Here is an 18,492-nt window from a genome sequence, read left to right on the forward strand (position 1 = left end):
ATCTAAATACATTAATATACGTAAGAAATAATAATATAATCAGTAACACTTAATAATTTTTATTTCTTCTGACACTGTACATAACTGAATAACAGAGTTATGGATTATACTGAAATAAACAAACTTTACACACACTAATCATTTCACCATGAAACCATTATGCCAACATATTAAATATATTGTAATAACTATACTGTTGAAATATAAATCTCTGAGAGCTCTGAAAAGTAACCTGCCGAATTTCTCGGCAGGTATTACTGTATTTTAATGTAGTGTCAACAGATGTTACTCAAGCTCCGACGTTGCTGCTACCAGATGAGCCATCACCCCCGTGCGCATGGTGGTTTCATCTACGTTAAATTTATCACTGTGATTATTTTGTACATCAGACGTTCCGGCAGCATCAGCACCGAGAAACATAAACATACCCGGTGCTTTTTGGGCATAAAAACTGAAGTCTTCAGATGCGCCAGGATTCCAGTTGTTGATCTCAGCATCAATGCCCTGTTTTTGCAGCAACGGAACCATCGTCTCGACCAACTGCGGATTATTCATTGTCACTGGATATATTTTCACAATTTGCGTTATAGCTTTCGCTCCGGCCGCGTCCGCAATACCTTCGGCAACCTGAGGAATGCGCGTTAACAAGGTTTGACGAATATCGGCATTATTACTGCGAATTGTACCAACCATCTCCGCTTTCCCGCTCATCACATTTGCGGTTTCACCTGCGGTCAATTTGCCCACAGTGATTACGCCCATTCCCGAGGATAAATCAGCATTACGGCTGACAATCTGTTGTAACGCGACAACAATGTTTGCAGCTGTAAGCGTGGCATCACTTCCGGCCCACGGCATCGCACCATGAGACTGTTTACCTTCAACCTTAATAATGAAATCATCGACACTATTCAACGCCGGTCCTTGCGCAATCCACATTTTCCCTGCAGGTAGCCTTGCCATAACGTGAATACCAAACACGCGCTTAATGGCATATTTTTCCATTAAGCCATCCTGCACAAGAGCATTGGCCCCGCTTACAGGAAGATTCTCATCAAAAAGATCATGGATACTGTCGCCCTCTTCCGCTGGCTGGAAAATTAACACTACCCGGTTATTAAACTTGTCTTTGTTCTGTTGCAATATTTTTGCTGCAGAAAGCAACATTGCCATATGCACGTCGTGACCACACATATGTGATACCGGCACTTCTTGCCCCATAAATTGCCCGGTACTCTGACTCGCAAATGACAAACCGGTGTTTTCTTTAATCGGCAAAGCGTCAAGCTCACTACGCAGAGCAACTGTGTTCTTTTTATCAGGGTTAATGATGCCAATCACAGCGGTAGGTGCATTTTTCCAACCGGTTACGACCTCTATACCTTGTTGTTTAAGGTAATTAACCACTTTTTGTTGGGTATTTATTTCCTGATTACCCAACTCTGGATGCCGGTGTATATCTCTGCGCAACTGAACAGTTTCGGCGTAGTTTTTATTGATGCCCTCTTCCATCCATGTTGTTGATGCAAACGATAATCCCGTACAGAATAATAACGAGGTAAACAGTGTGGCTTTATTAAGTTTCACATAATCTCCAGATGGTTATTTTATTGTGCAATTGAGATTTGCGTAAAACCTGAAAATAGTCAATAAAAATCAAATTATTAAACACGACATGCAAATATCAACATTGATGATTATTAACTTTTTAATGACTTTATGACATATTTTAATAACGTATGAATTTAGTTGATTCAAGAGTTGTTAAAAGAAATTACCCGCGTTGTTTGCGATAAGCTTAGAGAGCGTAAACTCATCTGTAAGGTTGCTGAGATGATGGCTGGCTATTTGTTTGTTGAGAGAAGAATTTAGTTACTAAGAAATGAAACACATCCACCACAACTTATTATATTATAATAATTCATCGTTATAACCCTGACAAAGGAGAGCACACATGAAAATCAAGGGCATTAGCAAAGCCGCTTTTCTTTTTGCACTGTTGACCTCAACGGGCTTTGCTTCAGGTAAGGATGTCAATGTCGAGTTCAGGAAAGGTCATAGCAGCGCCCAGTACTCAGGCGAAATAAAAGGATACGATTACGACACATATAACTTTTATGCCCATAAAGGTCAGAAAGTACACGTCAGTATTTCTAATGAGGGGGCTGATATTATCCTCTTCGGGTCAGGCATCAGCGACTCAGTTGATCTCTCAAGATATTCCACTGAACTTGATAACAATGGTCAATACACCCTTCCCGCAACGGGAAAATATGAACTGAGAGTGCTTCAAACACGTAATGATGCCCGTAAAGATAAAACTAAAAAATACAATATAAACATACAGATCAAATAAATCGAAACTGACGGGGACAGCCCCGTCATTATTTCTGCTAACTTTAATCAAAGATTCAGAAATCTGCCATAAAGACAGACTTCTTTAATTTATAATTAGAGATTTGCAACGTTATGATATACTTTTTGAACATCATCATCATCTTCAAGGGCATCAACAAGCCCTTCAAAGATTTCTAAATCTTCTGGTGAAAGTTCAACTTCTGATTGAGCAATCATTTCTAATTCTGTTGTTGAGAATTTAGTAATACCCGCTGCTTTTAGAGCTGCAATGCCTTTGTGAAGGTCTGTAGGTTCGGTATAAATAACGATGTTTCCTTCTTCTTCGGTCACATCACGAACATCAACTTCAGCATCAAGTAAAATTTCAAAAATATGGTCAGGATCTGTTCCTTCAAATACAATCACGCCAGTATTGTCAAACATATAACTGACAGAACCTGCCGCACCAATGTTCCCGCCTTTTTTATTGAAAATTGTGCGAACATTTGCAATCGTACGATTAACATTTGAAGTCAACGTTTCAGCGATAATCATTGAGCCATTTGGTCCAAAGCCTTCATAACGTCCTTGTACGAACGTTTCATCGCTACCACCTTTGGCTTTATCAATAGCTTTATCAATAACGTGTTTTGGGACTTGTGCCTGCTTCGCACGTTCAATAACGAATTTTAAAGATGTGTTTAATTCTGGGTCCGGTTCACCTTGTTTGGCAGCAGCATAGATTTCCACACCGAATTTTGCATATACTTTAGACGTTGCACCGTCTTTAGCCGTTTTTTTAGCAACAATATTGGCCCATTTACGTCCCACTGGAATAATCTCCTCGGAAATTTATTTACATTACTAACAGATTGATAACCTGCATTTTTTCAGCATATTATATCACAACATAAAAATTTTCGTCTATGAGAATTAAATATAAGTTAAATGTAAAGCGGCACTTTAATTTTTCATTAATTAATAATATTACCCGATTATTTTTCTGATTTGATTTTTGCTATTTATTCTTAATAATTGAAACGCTGTAATAATATCTAAGACAATAATAATGTGATAATCCCTACTAACCATCTGGAAAGCGTTTTAAAAACAGTTTTATTCTTAATCAACTGATATTTAATGATAAGTATCATTAAATTGTCCTTTTATTAGTTGAAATCATATTTTTACAACCATCTGATTTAATTGATATTTCCATTCATTTTTAGGGGGTTATACTATCATTTATATCAAAATAACGTTTCTTTTCACCAGCGATTAAGAAGAACTTTTAATGATTACGGTTGAGCAAGTAAAAATGAATTATCCAGGAGCAGATGCCTGGCAAACAGGTGACAGCCCGGAACTGGCTAGCAAGCTTGCAAATCTGATCAAAAAAGGGATCAAAAAGGCCACCTGCGGATCTTTTGCTTCTTATCTACACATCATTCGGTCAGAAACCGGCTTTGGTGAGTGCGTCGAAAGCAGCCTTTTGCAGATTGACCAGATCACGGCGACGGCGATCTGGCATATGGCACTCGATGCGGATTTTCACTGGCATAGCCCGGTCGATATCCAGCATTGAGTCTTTGGTAATTCGGAGGAGGCCAGTAAGCAGTATCGTCAAATCCACAGTAACGCCTTAACGGGCTGATTCTGTCATCTGCCTCCCATAATACAGGGGGATACGGTGTTTACCGGATTTTCAGCAGGCATAACGCCCGGCAGACTGGGATCCTCTTTCCTCTGATACGATGAGCCTGCTATGCATGGTACTTCCGGCAACCCGCCTCCCGGCCGACACATTTTTTTCCCGGCAGCACCTCTGCCCTGCCCTTACCCCTGCTGTCTGACCGTTTTTTATTGCCCCGTTTTTCTGCGCCGACTGCCGGACGCTCTTCCTGTGCCCCTTGTTAAGGGCAGAGGAAGACCGTCTGCCGGTGGCTGCGGGATATCAGAACAGATGACATGGAGAATGTTTTATGAATGAAAACACGTTTCGCCACAGACCGCTGACACGGGCGGTGGCTTTTTTGTGTATCGCCACCCAGGTGGCCTTTCCGGTGGCGGCGACAGCCACCGGGACTTTCCGGGTGACAGCACCGGTGGCAGACACCACCACCGCAGCGACTGCGGATGAGGATGCCCGGCTGGCCGGACTCGCCTCACAGGCCGGCAGTATGCTCACCAGCGGAGTCAGTGGCGACCAGGCGGCTGACATGGCCCGGGGTTATGCCACCGGCGCGGCACAGGCGGCCTTTCAGGAATGGCTGAGCCAGTGGGGGACTGCCCGGGTGACACTGAGCGCTGATGAGCACTTCACCCTCAAAGGCTCGGCCCTTGATTTGCTGCTGCCCTGGTACGACACCCCGGAAAATATCATCTTCACCCAGCACAGCATTCACCGCACTGATGACCGCAACCAGCTCAACACCGGCACCGGCTGGCGTCACTTTATGCCGGATTACATGACCGGGGTGAACCTGTTTTTCGACCACGACCTGACCCGTTACCACAGCCGGATGGGCCTCGGGGGTGAATACTGGCGCGATAACCTGAAGCTCGGGGCTAACGGTTACCTGCGTCTCACCGGCTGGCGGGATGCACCAGAGCTGGATTACGACTATGAAGCCCGTCCGGCGAACGGCTGGGATGTGCGGGCGGAAGGATATTTACCCGCGTACCCGCAGCTGGGGGCGAAGCTGATGTATGAACAGTACTACGGGGATGAGGTGGCGCTGTTTGGTCGTGACCACCGGCAGAAAGACCCGCATGCCTTCACCGCCGGGGTGAGTTACACCCCGGTGCCGCTGGTCTCCCTGAGTGCGGAGCAGCGTCAGGGCAAGGGGGGTGAGAACGACACCCGTTTTGGCCTGAACCTGAGCTACACGCCGGGGGTGAGCCTGGCCCGCCAGCTTGACCCGGACGCGGTGGCATACCGCCGCAGCCTCTCCGGCAGCCGCCATGACCTGGTGGAGCGTAACAACAACATTGTGCTGGAGTACCGCAAGAAGGAGCTGGTGAAGCTGCAGCTTAACGACCCGGTGACCGGTAAAGGCGGCGAGCAGAAACCTCTGGTGGCCTCGCTGCAGAGTAAGTATGCCCTGAAGACATTGCAGACCGATGCGGCAACATTAACGGCAGCCGGAGGTGTTATCAGTACCGCGGACAACCAAGTGACAGTGACCCTGCCGGCGTACCGTTACACAGCCACCCCGGACACCGATAACACCTACCGGGTGGCGGTGACGGCGGAGGATGTGAAAGGCAACCGCAGTAACCGGGAAGAGAGTACCGTGGTGGTGCAGGCGCCACAACTGAGCGCAGAGGACTCGGAAGTGACCAGTGACAAACCCATACTGAAGCCGGACGGGGTGGACACGGCACACCTGACCTTCCTCGCCCGGGACACGGACGGTAAGGCGGTCAGTGGTTTGAAGGTGACTGCCGGATTCACGGCGCCGGAGGGACTGAATTTCAGCCTGAGTGAGTTCTTCACGGAGACGAAAACCCCCGGTGAATACACCGCCGGGCTGAAAGGCAGCATGAAGGGGACGGTGAGCGTGATGCCCCTGGTGGACGGTAAACCTGCGACTAAAGCACCGGTCACAGTGACGCTCAGTGATGTTGTGCCAGTGGCAAAGTATTCAACAATAACCCTGTCATCAGCCGCCACCAGGGCAGACCAGGCCGGACAGAATTTCCACGCAGGGGAGCAAGTATTCGTGACGGTAATGCTGAAAGATACGCTGCAGCATCCTGTGAGTGACCAGAAAGCCCTGCTGCAGGGAGAAGTGGTGACTGTGGAAGGGATGTCATCAAAAGACGGTGCGGAGTGGCAGGAAGAGGAAGATGGTACTTACAAGATGCTTTATGTCGCGCAGGGAGCGAAGGAAGGTCACAGAGCGACGCTGAAGCTTACCGACGGAAACAAAACCACTGCCCCGTATACCATCCATCCAGGTGACGTTAATATCGATAAATCGACACTTGGCAGCGACAAGGAAGAGATTGCTGCAGATGGTCAGGAGGAAGCGATAATCACCTACAACGCGCAGGACAGCTATGGTAATGCGATAGACAACCTGGATGTAAAAGCAGCGATTGATATGCCTGTGGGAATGACTATAGCCCTGCAGGATTTCGTGAAAGGTGCGGAAAAAGGAGTCTATACAGCAACCCTGAAAGGGACATCGCAGGGTGAGGTGAGTATCATGCCGCAGGTTGGCGGAGAGAATGCGGCGCGTGACGCGGTGAAGGTGACGCTGAGCAGGACATTCGATGAGACAAAATCATCTTTTACTACCAATTACAGTGAGTACGAAGACGAAGAACCTATAATTCTGAAACTGTCACTGAAAGATAAGGATGGAAAGCCGATCAGTGGGATGGCAGGAAGCCTGAATAAAGATGCCCTGTTGTCTGTTGAACATGCCTTGCAGAAAAATAGCTGGACAGAAACCGGGGAAGCCGGTGAATACACAATAGAATATATAGCTGATAGTGTGGGCAATGGACTGATGGCATCACTAAAACTTATGTCATGGAAGAACGAGAAAACAGCCACATATAATATCACTGCGCAACCGAGAAACATGGATGGCTCTATAATTGTTGGAGGGGTGGGTTTTGCTAGTTCTCAAACGCCAAGGTTCCCAACCACAGGTTTCAGAGGGGCAACCTTTACAATAACTGGCAATAATTTCATTGTAGGTGTTAATAATTATAATCTACGAGTCACGTGTGGTGACAAAACAAAAGATTGTGATTGGGTCACAGTAAATAAACAGAGCGATTCTGCTATTGTTAAATTTATTTCAAATCCTACCTCCGGGTCTAAAGTTAGAATAACCGCAATCCCCACAGTCGAAGGAGCGTTAACACTTATGTACGAATTTCAAATTAGGAAATGGTTTAAACCGGACAGTAACTCTATTGGGAATCCTGTCGGACTCGTTGACTCCTGTATAACAGCCAACGGAAAAGTGCCAGAGAAATCTGAACTGAATAATGAAGCAAATATACCTAAGGTTGGGACGTTATGGGCAGAGTGGGGAAAAACATTAGTAAGCGAAGGTTTGGTTAGCCATCCAACCATATGGACCCCCAGTGCTCAAGCAGCGAGTGGCTGGGCGCTTCTTAGTATCGAAAACAATGTATTCCCTGGCATACAAGAAGGTAAGTTTAATGAGTTTGATGGCGAACTTACAAGTGCCAATATTTATGGTCGCGTGTGTGTTTTTGAACTTTAGAGGTAATAGTAAGTAGCTGAGGATAAAATGTAGGACTGAGGAACAGTACTTGTTACTCAGCCCTACGTATATAGTTGTACATATAGCACTTCAGTTAACTTGTACCCACTCAGACTCGAACTGACAGTATACGTAGCCAGAACTATCAACTCTGACAGTTCGCTTTGAGTCATGTATAGACTTTTTGACATCAACTAATCGTTTCTTTATACAAGTTGGTAAATAAAGGAGTATTGAAATAAAGATTTATACTTACCCTAAAAGTAGATCTCTCAGAGTACTTTGGGCACTTGAAGAAATTGGAATATCTTACGATACCGTAAGAGTTGATCTTTTTAATCCAGATTCTAAAGTGAAATCACCACACCCTTTTGGGAAAGTTCCTTTTTTGATAGACGAAGAAGTTTCAATAAGTGAGACTTTAGCCATATGTACCTACCTGTGTGAAAAACATCAAAATGTCACTCTTTACCCCGCAAACTTGGTTGAAAAAGCCTCTGTTAATTCCTGGTTAAGCTTCACCCTCACCGATTTAGAAGCTCCGGTATGGGGGTTGCTCAAACACATCACATTCACTCCAGAAAATCAACGCTCCACAAACTTAATGAATTATCTTAGAGAAGAAGCAGCCAAGGTTATCAACCAAATTCACTTCAACACGGCTCATACTTGGATCGCGGGAAATAATTTTACTCTAGCTGACATTTTTCTCTCACACACGTTGCAATGGGCAAAACTGTGCGGATTAGACGTTAACACAGAAACTAACTGCTATATAGTTAGAACCCAGAGCCGACCAACTTTCGTGAAAGCTTGTGAAAAGAATAATCTTTAATAAAGTTTGTAACATTATGGTATTTAAGCACAGTTGTATTCCCAAATTCCGTTCCTGGCACAGAGGGGACAAACTGTAGTAATTTACTGAATTTGCCCACCTGAACAGAGGTGATATGCGACCTCAGAACAATCCAGGTGCACAAATGAAAAGAAGAAATTTTAGTCCTGAATTCAAACGCAAATCCGCTCAACTATTACATTGGATCATTAACTTTTAGGACAATAAAAGTTGAAAAGCAACATCCGCTCCTGACACGGAGCGAACTGCCAGCCCCACCATCAGGTCTGCCATGATCAAACAGCAGACCTGACTTTCGAACAACATCCCGTATGTTCTAGCGCAACAGTATTTTACCCGCCAGGTACGTTGTTGCCTGCCCGCCGATGTGGACACGTTCCCCGACTTGCTGGCAGCGTAAATCCCCGCCGCGCTCGGCGCCCTGATACGCCATCATTTGTGTCTTATTAAGTTTTTCCGCCCAGTACGGAATGAGCATACTGTGCGCTGAACCTGTGACGGGGTCTTCCACTACGGCTTCACCCGGACAGAAGAAACGGCTGACAAAATCGTATTCCCCTTCCCCCGGAGCGGTGATACAAACCATTTTTCCCAGAGGCAGCATGGCATTAATATTCGGTCGTACTGCTTCAACCTGCTGTTGATTCTCCAGCACCACCATGTAATCACGCGCCACGCGCACTTCTATGTATTCTGTAATACCTAACGCTTCCAGCAGTAATGACGGTGGTGTGACGGGTTCAGTTTTCCAGGCAGGAAAATCAAGCGTCAGCCATTCACCGTTGCGTGTCACCGTCAATGGACCAACAAACCGGGTATCAAACTGGATAGTCTCGCCCGGATGGTTCAGATGTTCAAAGATGACGTGAGCAGCGGCCAATGTTGCATGTCCGCACAGATTGATTTCCGCCTGAGTGGTGAACCAGCGCAGCTCAAAACCTTTTTCAGTCGGGACAAAATAAGCGGTTTCTGATTGGTTATGCTGTTTAGACATTTTCAGTAATGTCTCATCGGGCAACCATTCTGTGAGAGGACAAACAGCTGCGGCATTACCTTCAAATGTGGAAGTAGCAAAAGCATCTACCATGTAAAAATCGATTTGTCGCATTACAAAAACCTCTGGATCGCCACCGGAATAGCCCATACCTTACCATGTGTTAACAACGTATTTTTTGAATTCTTTCAACGTCCGCAGAGAACGCGACAAAACAACCGCGAAATCGAGTAAACCGCCAAAGATTATCACTGCCCGAATGGCAGGCAATATTTGACAGCGTAAGCAGACGGCAGCCCTATTTAAAATGCGGGATGCTACTTGCTCTTGTTACTGGACAACGTTTAGGCGATATCTGCAATTTGAAATTCTCTGATATCTGGGACGACATGTTGCACATTACTCAGGAAAAAACCGGTTCAAAACTTGCTATTCCGCTTAACCTGAAATGCGATGCTCTGAATATTACCCTTCGTGAAGTTATATCTCAGTGCAGGGATGCTGTTGTTAGTAAATATCTGGTCCATTACCGTCACACTACCTCTCAAGCAAACAGAGGAGACCAGGTTTCTGCAAATACTCTGACAACGGCTTTTAAAAAGGCCAGGGAAAAATGTGGCATAAAATGGGAGCAAGGAACTGCGCCCACATTTCATGAGCAGCGATCTCTGTCAGAACGGTTATATCGGGAACAGGGTCTGGATACGCAAAAGTTACCAGGTCATAAATCCAGAGAAATGACCGACCGATACAATGATGATCGTGGTAAAGACTGGGTTATCGTAGATATCAAAACAGCATAGAAAATAGCCAGTTTTGGGGAAGGGTTTTGGGGAAAGTTTGGGGGAAAATTTTACATCATCATAAAACAACGGGCGTGTTATACGCCCGTTTCAATATTTAACACATGTAGAGATTACATGTTCTTGATGATCGCATCACCAAATTCTGAACATTTCAGCAACTTAGCGCCTTCCATCAGGCGTTCGAAATCATAGGTTACGGTCTTCGCATTGATTGCGCCTTCCATACCTTTAACAATCAGGTCAGCTGCTTCAGTCCAACCCATATGGCGCAGCATCATCTCAGCGGAGAGGATGATAGAGCCTGGGTTAACTTTGTCCTGACCAGCATACTTCGGCGCAGTACCGTGGGTGGCTTCAAACAGCGCGCATTCGTCACCGATGTTTGCGCCTGGGGCGATACCGATACCGCCAACCTGCGCTGCCAGAGCATCAGAAATGTAGTCACCGTTGAGGTTCATACAGGCGATAACGTCGTATTCAGCCGGACGCAGCAGGATCTGTTGCAGGAATGCGTCAGCAATCACGTCTTTAATGACGATCTCTTTGTCGGTGTTCGGGTTTTTGACTTTCAGCCACGGGCCGCCGTCGATCAGTTCACCGCCAAACTCTTCACGCGCCAGCTGGTAACCCCAGTCTTTAAACGCGCCTTCGGTGAACTTCATGATGTTACCTTTGTGCACCAGGGTCACAGAGTCACGGTCGTTAGCAATTGCGTATTCGATCGCGGCACGAACCAGACGTTTGGTGCCCTCTTCAGAACACGGCTTGATACCGATACCGCAATGTTCCGGGAAGCGAATTTTCTTCACGCCCATCTCTTCACGCAGGAATTTAATCACTTTCTCAGCGTCGGCAGAGTCAGCTTTCCATTCGATACCCGCATAAATATCTTCCGAGTTTTCACGGAAGATAACCATATCGGTCAGTTCAGGGTGTTTAACCGGGCTTGGGGTGCCCTGATAGTAACGTACCGGACGCAGGCAGATGTAGAGATCCAGTTCCTGGCGCAGAGCTACGTTGAGAGAACGAATACCGCCACCAACCGGAGTGGTCAGAGGGCCTTTAATGGCAACGCGATATTCACGAATCAGATCAAGGGTTTCAGCAGGCAGCCAGACATCCTGACCATAAACCTGTGTGGATTTTTCACCGGTGTAAATTTCCATCCAGGAGATTTTACGCTCGCCTTTATAGGCTTTCTCGACTGCAGCATCGACCACTTTCAGCATGGCTGGGGTTACATCTACACCGATTCCATCACCTTCAATGTATGGGATAATCGGATTTTCAGGAACGTTGAGTTTGCCGTTTTGCAGGGTGATCTTCTTGCCTTGTGCCGGAACAACTACTTTACTTTCCATTCACCTCTCCTTCGAGCGCTACTGGTTTGCTCGTCTGCCACCACGTTGCATATGCGTTTGCGTCCTGCGATACGGATGCTTTAGAGCAATTTTTTGTTAATGATTTGTAATTGGCTTGTCAATACTACCCTATTGTTTGCCGTCATGAAAGATGCGCGTTATTAGGCTATAATGCGGCAATTCATAATCTCTGAAAATACCATGCAAAAAACTTCTTTTAGAAATCACCAGGTTAAGCGATTCAGCTCGCAACGTTCTACCAGGCGAAAACCTGAAAACCAGCCCACGCGTGTGATCCTGTTCAATAAACCCTACGATGTTCTTCCGCAGTTCACCGATGAAGCCGGACGCAAAACATTAAAAGAATTCATCCCGGTTCAGGGAGTGTATGCGGCAGGTCGTCTCGACCGCGACAGCGAAGGGTTACTGGTGCTGACCAATAACGGCGCTTTGCAGGCGCGTTTAACCCAGCCGGGTAAACGTACCGGGAAAATCTATTATGTACAGGTAGAAGGTATTCCCACGGAAGACGCCCTTGAAGCGTTGCGCAATGGCGTAACCTTAAATGATGGCCCTACCCTGCCCGCAGGTGCGGAGATGGTTGAGGAGCCGGAATGGTTATGGCCCCGTAATCCGCCAATTCGTGAACGAAAAAGTATTCCCACCAGCTGGCTTAAGATCACCTTATATGAAGGACGTAATCGCCAGGTGCGCCGCATGACCGCCCATGTTGGTTTCCCCACGCTGCGACTGATTCGCTATGCGATGGATGATTACTCTTTGGATAATCTTGCCAATGGCGAATGGCGAGACGTGACAGATTAAGGATGCAAAATGTTTAAACCGCACGTTACCGTTGCCTGCGTGGTGCACGCAGAAGGCAAATTTTTAGTCGTTGAAGAGACGATTAATGGTAAAGCGTTATGGAACCAACCTGCCGGGCACCTGGAAGCCGATGAAACCTTAGTGGAAGCCGCCGCCCGTGAGCTGTGGGAAGAAACTGGCATTAGCGCGCAGCCGCAACACTTTATTCGTATGCATCAGTGGATTGCGCCTGATAAAACGCCGTTTTTGCGTTTCCTCTTTGCCATTGAGCTTGAGCAAATATGCCCGACGCAGCCTCATGACAGCGATATCGACTGCTGCCGTTGGGTCAGCGCCGAAGAAATTTTACAGGCGTCAAATCTTCGTTCGCCGCTGGTGGCGGAAAGTATTCGTTGTTATCAAAGCGGGCAACGCTATCCGCTGGAGATGATTGGCGATTTTAACTGGCCTTTTACAAAGGGTGTCATCTAAAAGGCTGCGTGATAGAATACGCCGCCTTGAAGTTCAATGTCGTGAGTGATCCAATGTCTGAAACCGCAAAAAAAGTAATCGTCGGCATGTCCGGCGGTGTCGATTCCTCCGTTTCTGCCTGGCTGTTGCAACAACAGGGATATCAGGTCGAAGGCCTGTTTATGAAGAACTGGGAAGAAGACGACGGTGAGGAATATTGCACAGCGGCAGCGGATCTGGCTGATGCCCAGGCTGTCTGCGACAAGCTCGGCATTGAACTGCACACCGTTAACTTTGCTGCCGAGTACTGGGACAACGTCTTCGAACTGTTCCTTGTCGAATATAAAGCCGGTCGCACGCCGAACCCAGATATTCTGTGCAACAAAGAGATCAAATTTAAAGCCTTCCTCGAATTTGCCGCCGAAGATTTAGGTGCCGATTATATCGCTACCGGTCATTACGTTCGTCGTGCCGATGTCGATGGTAAGAGCCGCCTGCTGCGTGGTCTGGATAGCAATAAAGACCAGAGCTACTTCCTTTATACGCTCAGCCATGAGCAGATTGCGCAAAGTCTGTTCCCGGTCGGCGAACTGGAAAAGCCGCAGGTGCGCAAGATTGCTGAAGATCTCGGTCTGGTTACCGCGAAGAAAAAAGACTCTACCGGGATCTGCTTTATTGGCGAACGTAAATTCCGCGAATTCCTGGGCCGTTATCTCCCGGCGCAACCGGGCAAAATCATTACCGTTGACGGCGATGAAATTGGCGAGCACCAGGGGCTGATGTATCACACCCTCGGTCAGCGTAAAGGTCTGGGTATCGGTGGCACCAAAGAAGGCACCGAAGAACCGTGGTATGTGGTCGATAAAGACGTCGAAAACAACATTCTGATTGTTGCGCAGGGCCATGAACACCCGCGTCTGATGTCTGTCGGTCTGATTGCCCAGCAGCTGCACTGGGTCGATCGCGAACCATTCACCGGCACTATGCGTTGCACGGTAAAAACCCGCTATCGCCAGACCGACATCCCATGCACCGTCAAGGCGCTGGACGACGATCGCATTGAAGTGATTTTTGATGAACCCGTTGCCGCCGTGACACCGGGCCAGTCTGCCGTCTTCTATAACGGTGAAGTGTGCCTCGGTGGCGGTATTATTGAGCAGCGTCTGCCGCTGCCGGTCTGATTATTATCTTTACTTAAACAAGGAAGCAGTGAACGTGGCAAAGAATTACTATGACATCACCCTCGCCCTGGCCGGTATTTGTCAGTCGGCACGCCTGGTGCAACAACTCGCTCACCAGGGGCATTGTGATGCCGATGCGCTACACGTCTCACTCAACAGTATTATCGATATGAACCCCAGCTCCACGCTGGCGGTTTTTGGTGGCAGCGAAGCTAACCTGCGCGTCGGGCTGGAAACATTGCTCGGCGTGCTCAACGCCAGCAGTCGCCAGGGCTTAAATGCTGAGTTAACCCGCTACACCCTTAGCCTGATGGTGCTTGAGCGCAAACTTTCCTCAGCGAAAGGTGCGCTCGACACTCTGGGCAACCGCATCAACGGCCTGCAACGTCAGCTCGAACACTTCGATCTACAGTCCGAAACGCTGATGAGCGCGATGGCCGCTATTTATGTTGATGTGATTAGCCCGCTAGGCCCGCGCATTCAGGTCACCGGATCTCCTGCTGTACTGCAAAGCCCACAGGTGCAGGCGAAAGTCCGCGCCACCCTGCTGGCAGGCATTCGCGCCGCCGTGCTCTGGCACCAGGTCGGCGGCGGACGTCTGCAACTGATGTTTTCTCGTAATCGCCTGACCACTCAGGCAAAACAAATTCTTGCTCATTTAACCCCGGAGTTGTGATCTATGGAATTATCCTCACTGACCGCCGTTTCCCCTGTCGATGGACGCTACGGCGATAAAGTCAGCGCGCTGCGCGGGATTTTCAGCGAATATGGTTTGCTGAAATTCCGTGTACAAGTTGAAGTACGTTGGCTGCAAAAACTGGCCGCGCACGCAGCGATCAAGGAAGTTCCTGCTTTTGCTGCCGACGCAATCGGTTACCTTGATGCAATTGTCGCCAGTTTCAGCGAAGAAGATGCAGCACGCATCAAAACCATCGAGCGTACCACTAACCACGACGTTAAAGCGGTTGAGTATTTCCTGAAAGAAAAAGTGGCCGATATCCCGGAACTGCACGCAGTTTCTGAATTCATCCACTTTGCCTGTACTTCGGAAGATATCAATAACCTTTCCCACGCGTTGATGCTGAAAACCGCGCGTGATGAAGTGATCCTGCCATACTGGCGTCAACTGATTGATGGCATTAAAGATCTCGCCGTTCAGTATCGCGATATCCCGCTTCTGTCCCGTACCCACGGTCAGCCAGCCACTCCGTCAACCATCGGTAAAGAGATGGCAAACGTCGCCTACCGCATGGAACGTCAGTACCGCCAGCTTAATCAGGTGGAGATCCTCGGCAAAATCAACGGCGCGGTCGGTAACTATAACGCCCACATCGCCGCTTATCCGGAAGTTGACTGGCATCAGTTCAGCGAAGAGTTCGTCACCTCGCTGGGTATTCAGTGGAACCCGTACACCACCCAGATCGAACCACACGACTATATTGCCGAACTGTTTGATTGCGTTGCGCGCTTCAACACCATTCTGATCGACTTTGATCGTGACGTCTGGGGTTATATCGCCCTTAACCACTTCAAACAGAAAACCATTGCTGGTGAGATTGGTTCTTCCACCATGCCGCATAAAGTTAACCCGATCGACTTCGAAAACTCCGAAGGTAATCTGGGGCTTTCCAACGCGGTATTGCAGCACCTGGCAAGCAAACTGCCGGTTTCCCGCTGGCAGCGTGACCTGACCGACTCTACCGTGCTGCGTAACCTCGGCGTGGGTATCGGTTATGCGCTGATTGCGTATCAATCCACCCTGAAAGGCGTGAGCAAACTGGAAGTGAACCGTGACCATCTGCTGGATGAACTGGATCACAACTGGGAAGTGCTGGCTGAGCCAATCCAGACAGTTATGCGTCGCTATGGCATCGAAAAACCGTACGAGAAGTTGAAAGAGCTGACTCGAGGTAAGCGCGTTGACGCCGAAGGCATGAAGCAATTTATCGACGGTCTGGCGTTGCCGGAAGAAGAAAAAGCACGCCTGAAAGCGATGACGCCGGCTAACTATATTGGTCGCGCCATCACCATGGTTGATGAACTGAAATAAGCCTTAAATCAGTGCCGGATGGCGATGCTGTCCGGCCTGCTTATTAAAAATCCATTTTTTATTTTTTCACTTTACCTCCCCTCCCCGCTGGTTTATTGAATGTTTACCCCCACAAACACATAATCGCGTTACACTAATTTCATAATTAAGACAGGGAGAAATAAAAATGCGTGTGCTGGTTGTCGAAGATAATCCATTGTTGCGTCATCACCTGAAAGTACAGCTTCAGGATGCCGGACATCAGGTCGACGATGCGGAGGATGCTAAAGAGGCTGATTATTTCCTTAATGAGCATGAACCAGATATCGCAATTATCGATCTTGGTCTTCCCGATGAAGATGGTCTTTCATTGATTCGTCGCTGGCGTAGTAATGATATTTCACTGCCTGTTCTGGTATTAACCGCCCGTGAAGGCTGGCAGGATAAAGTGGAAGTGTTGAGTGCCGGGGCAGATGATTACGTCACCAAACCGTTTCATATTGAAGAGGTGATTGCCCGTATGCAGGCATTACTGCGCCGTAATAGTGGTCTTGCCTCTCAGGTAATCTCCTTACCACCATTCCAGGTTGATCTCTCCCGCCGGGAATTATCAATCAATAATGAGATCATTAAACTTACCGCTTTTGAATACACCATTATGGAAACGTTGATTCGTAATAATGGCAAAGTGGTGAGTAAAGACTCATTAATGTTGCAACTCTACCCGGATGCAGAATTACGTGAAAGCCACACTATTGATGTATTAATGGGGCGACTACGTAAAAAAATTCAGGCCCAGTATCCGGATGAGGTCATTACCACTGTACGTGGTCAGGGATATTTATTCGAACTTCACTGATGAAAAAACTATTGCGTCATATTTTTCCCCTGTCGTTACGGCTGCGTTTTTTGCTGGCAACGGCAGCGGTTGTTCTGGTGCTTTCACTGGCTTATGGCATGGTGGCACTTATTGGCTATAGCGTCAGTTTCGATAAAACGACCTTCCGCCTGTTGCGCGGTGAAAGTAATCTTTTCTATACGCTTGCCAAATGGGACGACAACCAGTTGCATGTTGAGTTGCCGGAGAATATTGACCGGCAAAGTCCAACGATGTCGATCATTTATGATGAAAATGGCAAATTGCTTTGGGCGCAACGCAATGTACCGTGGTTAATTAAACAGATTCGACCGGAGTGGTTAAAAACAAACGGTTTTCATGAAATCGAAACGGATGTTAATTCCACCAGCAGTTTACTGACTAAAGATCACAGCGTTCAGGAGCAGCTTAATGAAGTACGGGAAGATGATAGTGACGCCGAAATGACGCATTCGGTGGCGGTAAATGTGTATCCGGCAACCGCGCAAATGCCGCAGTTGACGATTGTGGTGGTGGACACTGTTCCCGTAGAACTTAAACGTTCTTATATGGTGTGGAGCTGGTTTGTCTATGTGTTGATAGCAAACCTGTTACTGGTAATTCCTCTTCTTTGGGTCGCCGCATGGTGGAGTTTGCGTCCAATTGAAGCGCTGGCCCGTGAGGTGCATGAGCTGGAAGAGCATCACCGCGAAATGCTCAATCCCGATACCACCCGTGAGCTCACCAGTCTGGTGCGCAATCTTAACCGCCTGTTAAAAAGCGAACGTGAACGTTATGACAAATACCGCACCACGCTCACAGACCTTACCCATAGCCTGAAAACGCCTCTCGCTGTTTTACAAAGCACCTTGCGCTCTCTGCGTAACGGAAAAATGACCGTCAATGATGCTGAACCCATAATGCTGGAACAAATCAGCCGTATTTCGCAGCAAATTGGTTATTATTTACACCGAGCGAATATGCGCGGCGGCGGATTACTCAGCCGGGAGCTACATCCTGTCGCGCCGCTGTTGGATAATCTCATTTGTGCATTAAATAAGGTTTATCAGCGTAAAGGGGTGACAATAACTGTCGATATTTCCCCAGAAATCAGTTTTGTTGGCGAGAAAAATGATTTTGTCGAAGTCATGGGAAATGTGCTCGATAACGCCTGCAAATATTGTCTTGAGTTTGTTGAGATTTCCGCCCGCCTGACTGATGATGCGTTGCATATCATTGTGGAAGATGATGGCCCTGGTATCCCACCTGAGAAACGAGAAATGGTGTTTGATCGCGGGCAACGAGTCGATACCCTTCGTCCTGGTCAGGGGGTTGGACTGGCTGTGGCACGCGAGATCACCGAACAGTATGATGGGCAAATCATAGCCGGAGAAAGCCTACCTGGCGGTGCCAGAATGGAGGTCATTTTTGGACGTCAGCAAGCAGGTCAGAAAAATGATTAACCTGCATGTAATAAATATGAGCAGATTGCCCTAATAAGGTTAAGCATCCGTTATAATCGCTGACAGATATCAGTCTGTGGAT

Annotated in this window: 14 protein-coding genes and 2 pseudogenes; 11 read left to right on the plus strand and 5 right to left on the minus strand. The window is 47.4% G+C overall.

Annotated elements, in window-relative coordinates; all coding sequences use genetic code 11:
• Positions 1–285 precede the first annotated feature (285 nt).
• Positions 286–1,587 (minus strand): M20 family metallopeptidase, encoded by a 1,302-nt coding sequence (locus K0335_RS03945; RefSeq protein WP_000773432.1) that lies wholly within the window; start codon positions 1,585–1,587, stop codon positions 286–288.
• A gap of 367 nt (positions 1,588–1,954) precedes the next feature.
• On the opposite strand from K0335_RS03945, the gene pliG reads away from it, so the two are divergent.
• A complete protein-coding gene (pliG, locus tag K0335_RS03950) occupies positions 1,955–2,356 on the plus strand; it encodes a g-type lysoyme inhibitor PliG (RefSeq protein ID WP_000693754.1) in 402 nt (133 codons plus the stop codon).
• A gap of 95 nt (positions 2,357–2,451) precedes the next feature.
• On the opposite strand, the gene K0335_RS03955 is transcribed toward pliG, so the two are convergent.
• Positions 2,452–3,168, minus strand: coding sequence for a YebC/PmpR family DNA-binding transcriptional regulator (locus tag K0335_RS03955; RefSeq protein WP_000532935.1), 717 nt, complete (start codon positions 3,166–3,168; stop codon positions 2,452–2,454).
• Between the two features lie 625 nt (positions 3,169–3,793).
• Positions 3,794–3,937 (minus strand): annotated as a pseudogene (locus K0335_RS22415) (hypothetical protein); the annotation flags it as partial.
• 382 nt (positions 3,938–4,319) lie between these two features.
• Between K0335_RS22415 and K0335_RS03965 the strand changes: the two are divergent.
• Together K0335_RS03965 and K0335_RS03970 are read left to right on the plus strand one after the other, a co-directional pair.
• Complete coding sequence (locus tag K0335_RS03965) at positions 4,320–7,589, plus strand: inverse autotransporter beta domain-containing protein (protein ID WP_001005012.1); 3,270 nt, start codon at positions 4,320–4,322, stop codon at positions 7,587–7,589.
• Between the two features lie 238 nt (positions 7,590–7,827).
• The gene (locus tag K0335_RS03970) at positions 7,828–8,424 is read left to right on the plus strand and encodes a glutathione S-transferase family protein (RefSeq protein WP_024256458.1); all 597 of its coding nucleotides are present in this window, start codon (positions 7,828–7,830) and stop codon (positions 8,422–8,424) included.
• A gap of 337 nt (positions 8,425–8,761) precedes the next feature.
• On the opposite strand, the gene K0335_RS03975 is transcribed toward K0335_RS03970, so the two are convergent.
• On the minus strand, positions 8,762–9,553 hold the full coding sequence (locus tag K0335_RS03975) for a PhzF family phenazine biosynthesis protein (protein ID WP_024256460.1): 792 nt from the start codon (positions 9,551–9,553) through the stop codon (positions 8,762–8,764).
• A gap of 92 nt (positions 9,554–9,645) precedes the next feature.
• On the opposite strand from K0335_RS03975, the pseudogene K0335_RS03980 reads away from it, so the two are divergent.
• Positions 9,646–10,242 (plus strand): annotated as a pseudogene (locus tag K0335_RS03980) (tyrosine-type recombinase/integrase); the annotation flags it as partial.
• 113 nt (positions 10,243–10,355) lie between these two features.
• Here the strand turns inward: K0335_RS03980 and icd are convergent.
• The gene (gene icd, locus K0335_RS03985) at positions 10,356–11,606 is read right to left on the minus strand and encodes an NADP-dependent isocitrate dehydrogenase (protein WP_046083205.1); all 1,251 of its coding nucleotides are present in this window, start codon (positions 11,604–11,606) and stop codon (positions 10,356–10,358) included.
• A gap of 171 nt (positions 11,607–11,777) precedes the next feature.
• On the opposite strand from icd, the gene rluE reads away from it, so the two are divergent.
• The 7 genes from rluE to phoQ all read left to right on the plus strand — a co-directional run bounded on the left by rluE (position 11,778) and on the right by phoQ (position 18,410).
• Entirely contained in the window at positions 11,778–12,431 is a 654-nt protein-coding gene (rluE, locus tag K0335_RS03990) for a 23S rRNA pseudouridine(2457) synthase RluE (protein ID WP_046083206.1), read from the plus strand.
• Between the two features lie 9 nt (positions 12,432–12,440).
• Positions 12,441–12,902: a phosphatase NudJ gene (nudJ, locus tag K0335_RS03995; RefSeq protein ID WP_000476093.1), complete on the plus strand. Its 462-nt coding sequence runs from the start codon at positions 12,441–12,443 to the stop codon at positions 12,900–12,902.
• A 53-nt stretch (positions 12,903–12,955) separates the two neighbouring features.
• Positions 12,956–14,062, plus strand: coding sequence for a tRNA 2-thiouridine(34) synthase MnmA (gene mnmA, locus K0335_RS04000; protein WP_219393736.1), 1,107 nt, complete (start codon positions 12,956–12,958; stop codon positions 14,060–14,062).
• A 34-nt stretch (positions 14,063–14,096) separates the two neighbouring features.
• A complete protein-coding gene (gene hflD / locus K0335_RS04005) occupies positions 14,097–14,738 on the plus strand; it encodes a high frequency lysogenization protein HflD (RefSeq protein WP_001297479.1) in 642 nt (213 codons plus the stop codon).
• A gap of 3 nt (positions 14,739–14,741) precedes the next feature.
• Complete coding sequence (gene purB / locus K0335_RS04010) at positions 14,742–16,112, plus strand: adenylosuccinate lyase (RefSeq protein WP_000423737.1); 1,371 nt, start codon at positions 14,742–14,744, stop codon at positions 16,110–16,112.
• 166 nt (positions 16,113–16,278) lie between these two features.
• Positions 16,279–16,950, plus strand: a complete 672-nt coding sequence (gene phoP / locus K0335_RS04015) for a two-component system response regulator PhoP (protein WP_001265485.1) — start codon at positions 16,279–16,281, stop codon at positions 16,948–16,950.
• Entirely contained in the window at positions 16,950–18,410 is a 1,461-nt protein-coding gene (phoQ, locus tag K0335_RS04020; RefSeq protein WP_000735365.1) for a two-component system sensor histidine kinase PhoQ, read from the plus strand. The genes phoP and phoQ overlap by 1 nt, the downstream gene beginning before the upstream one ends.
• Positions 18,411–18,492 lie beyond the last annotated feature (82 nt).

The sequence above is a fragment of the Escherichia sp. GZ89 genome (assembly GCF_019366485.1).
Lineage (GTDB): Bacteria > Pseudomonadota > Gammaproteobacteria > Enterobacterales > Enterobacteriaceae > Escherichia > Escherichia fergusonii.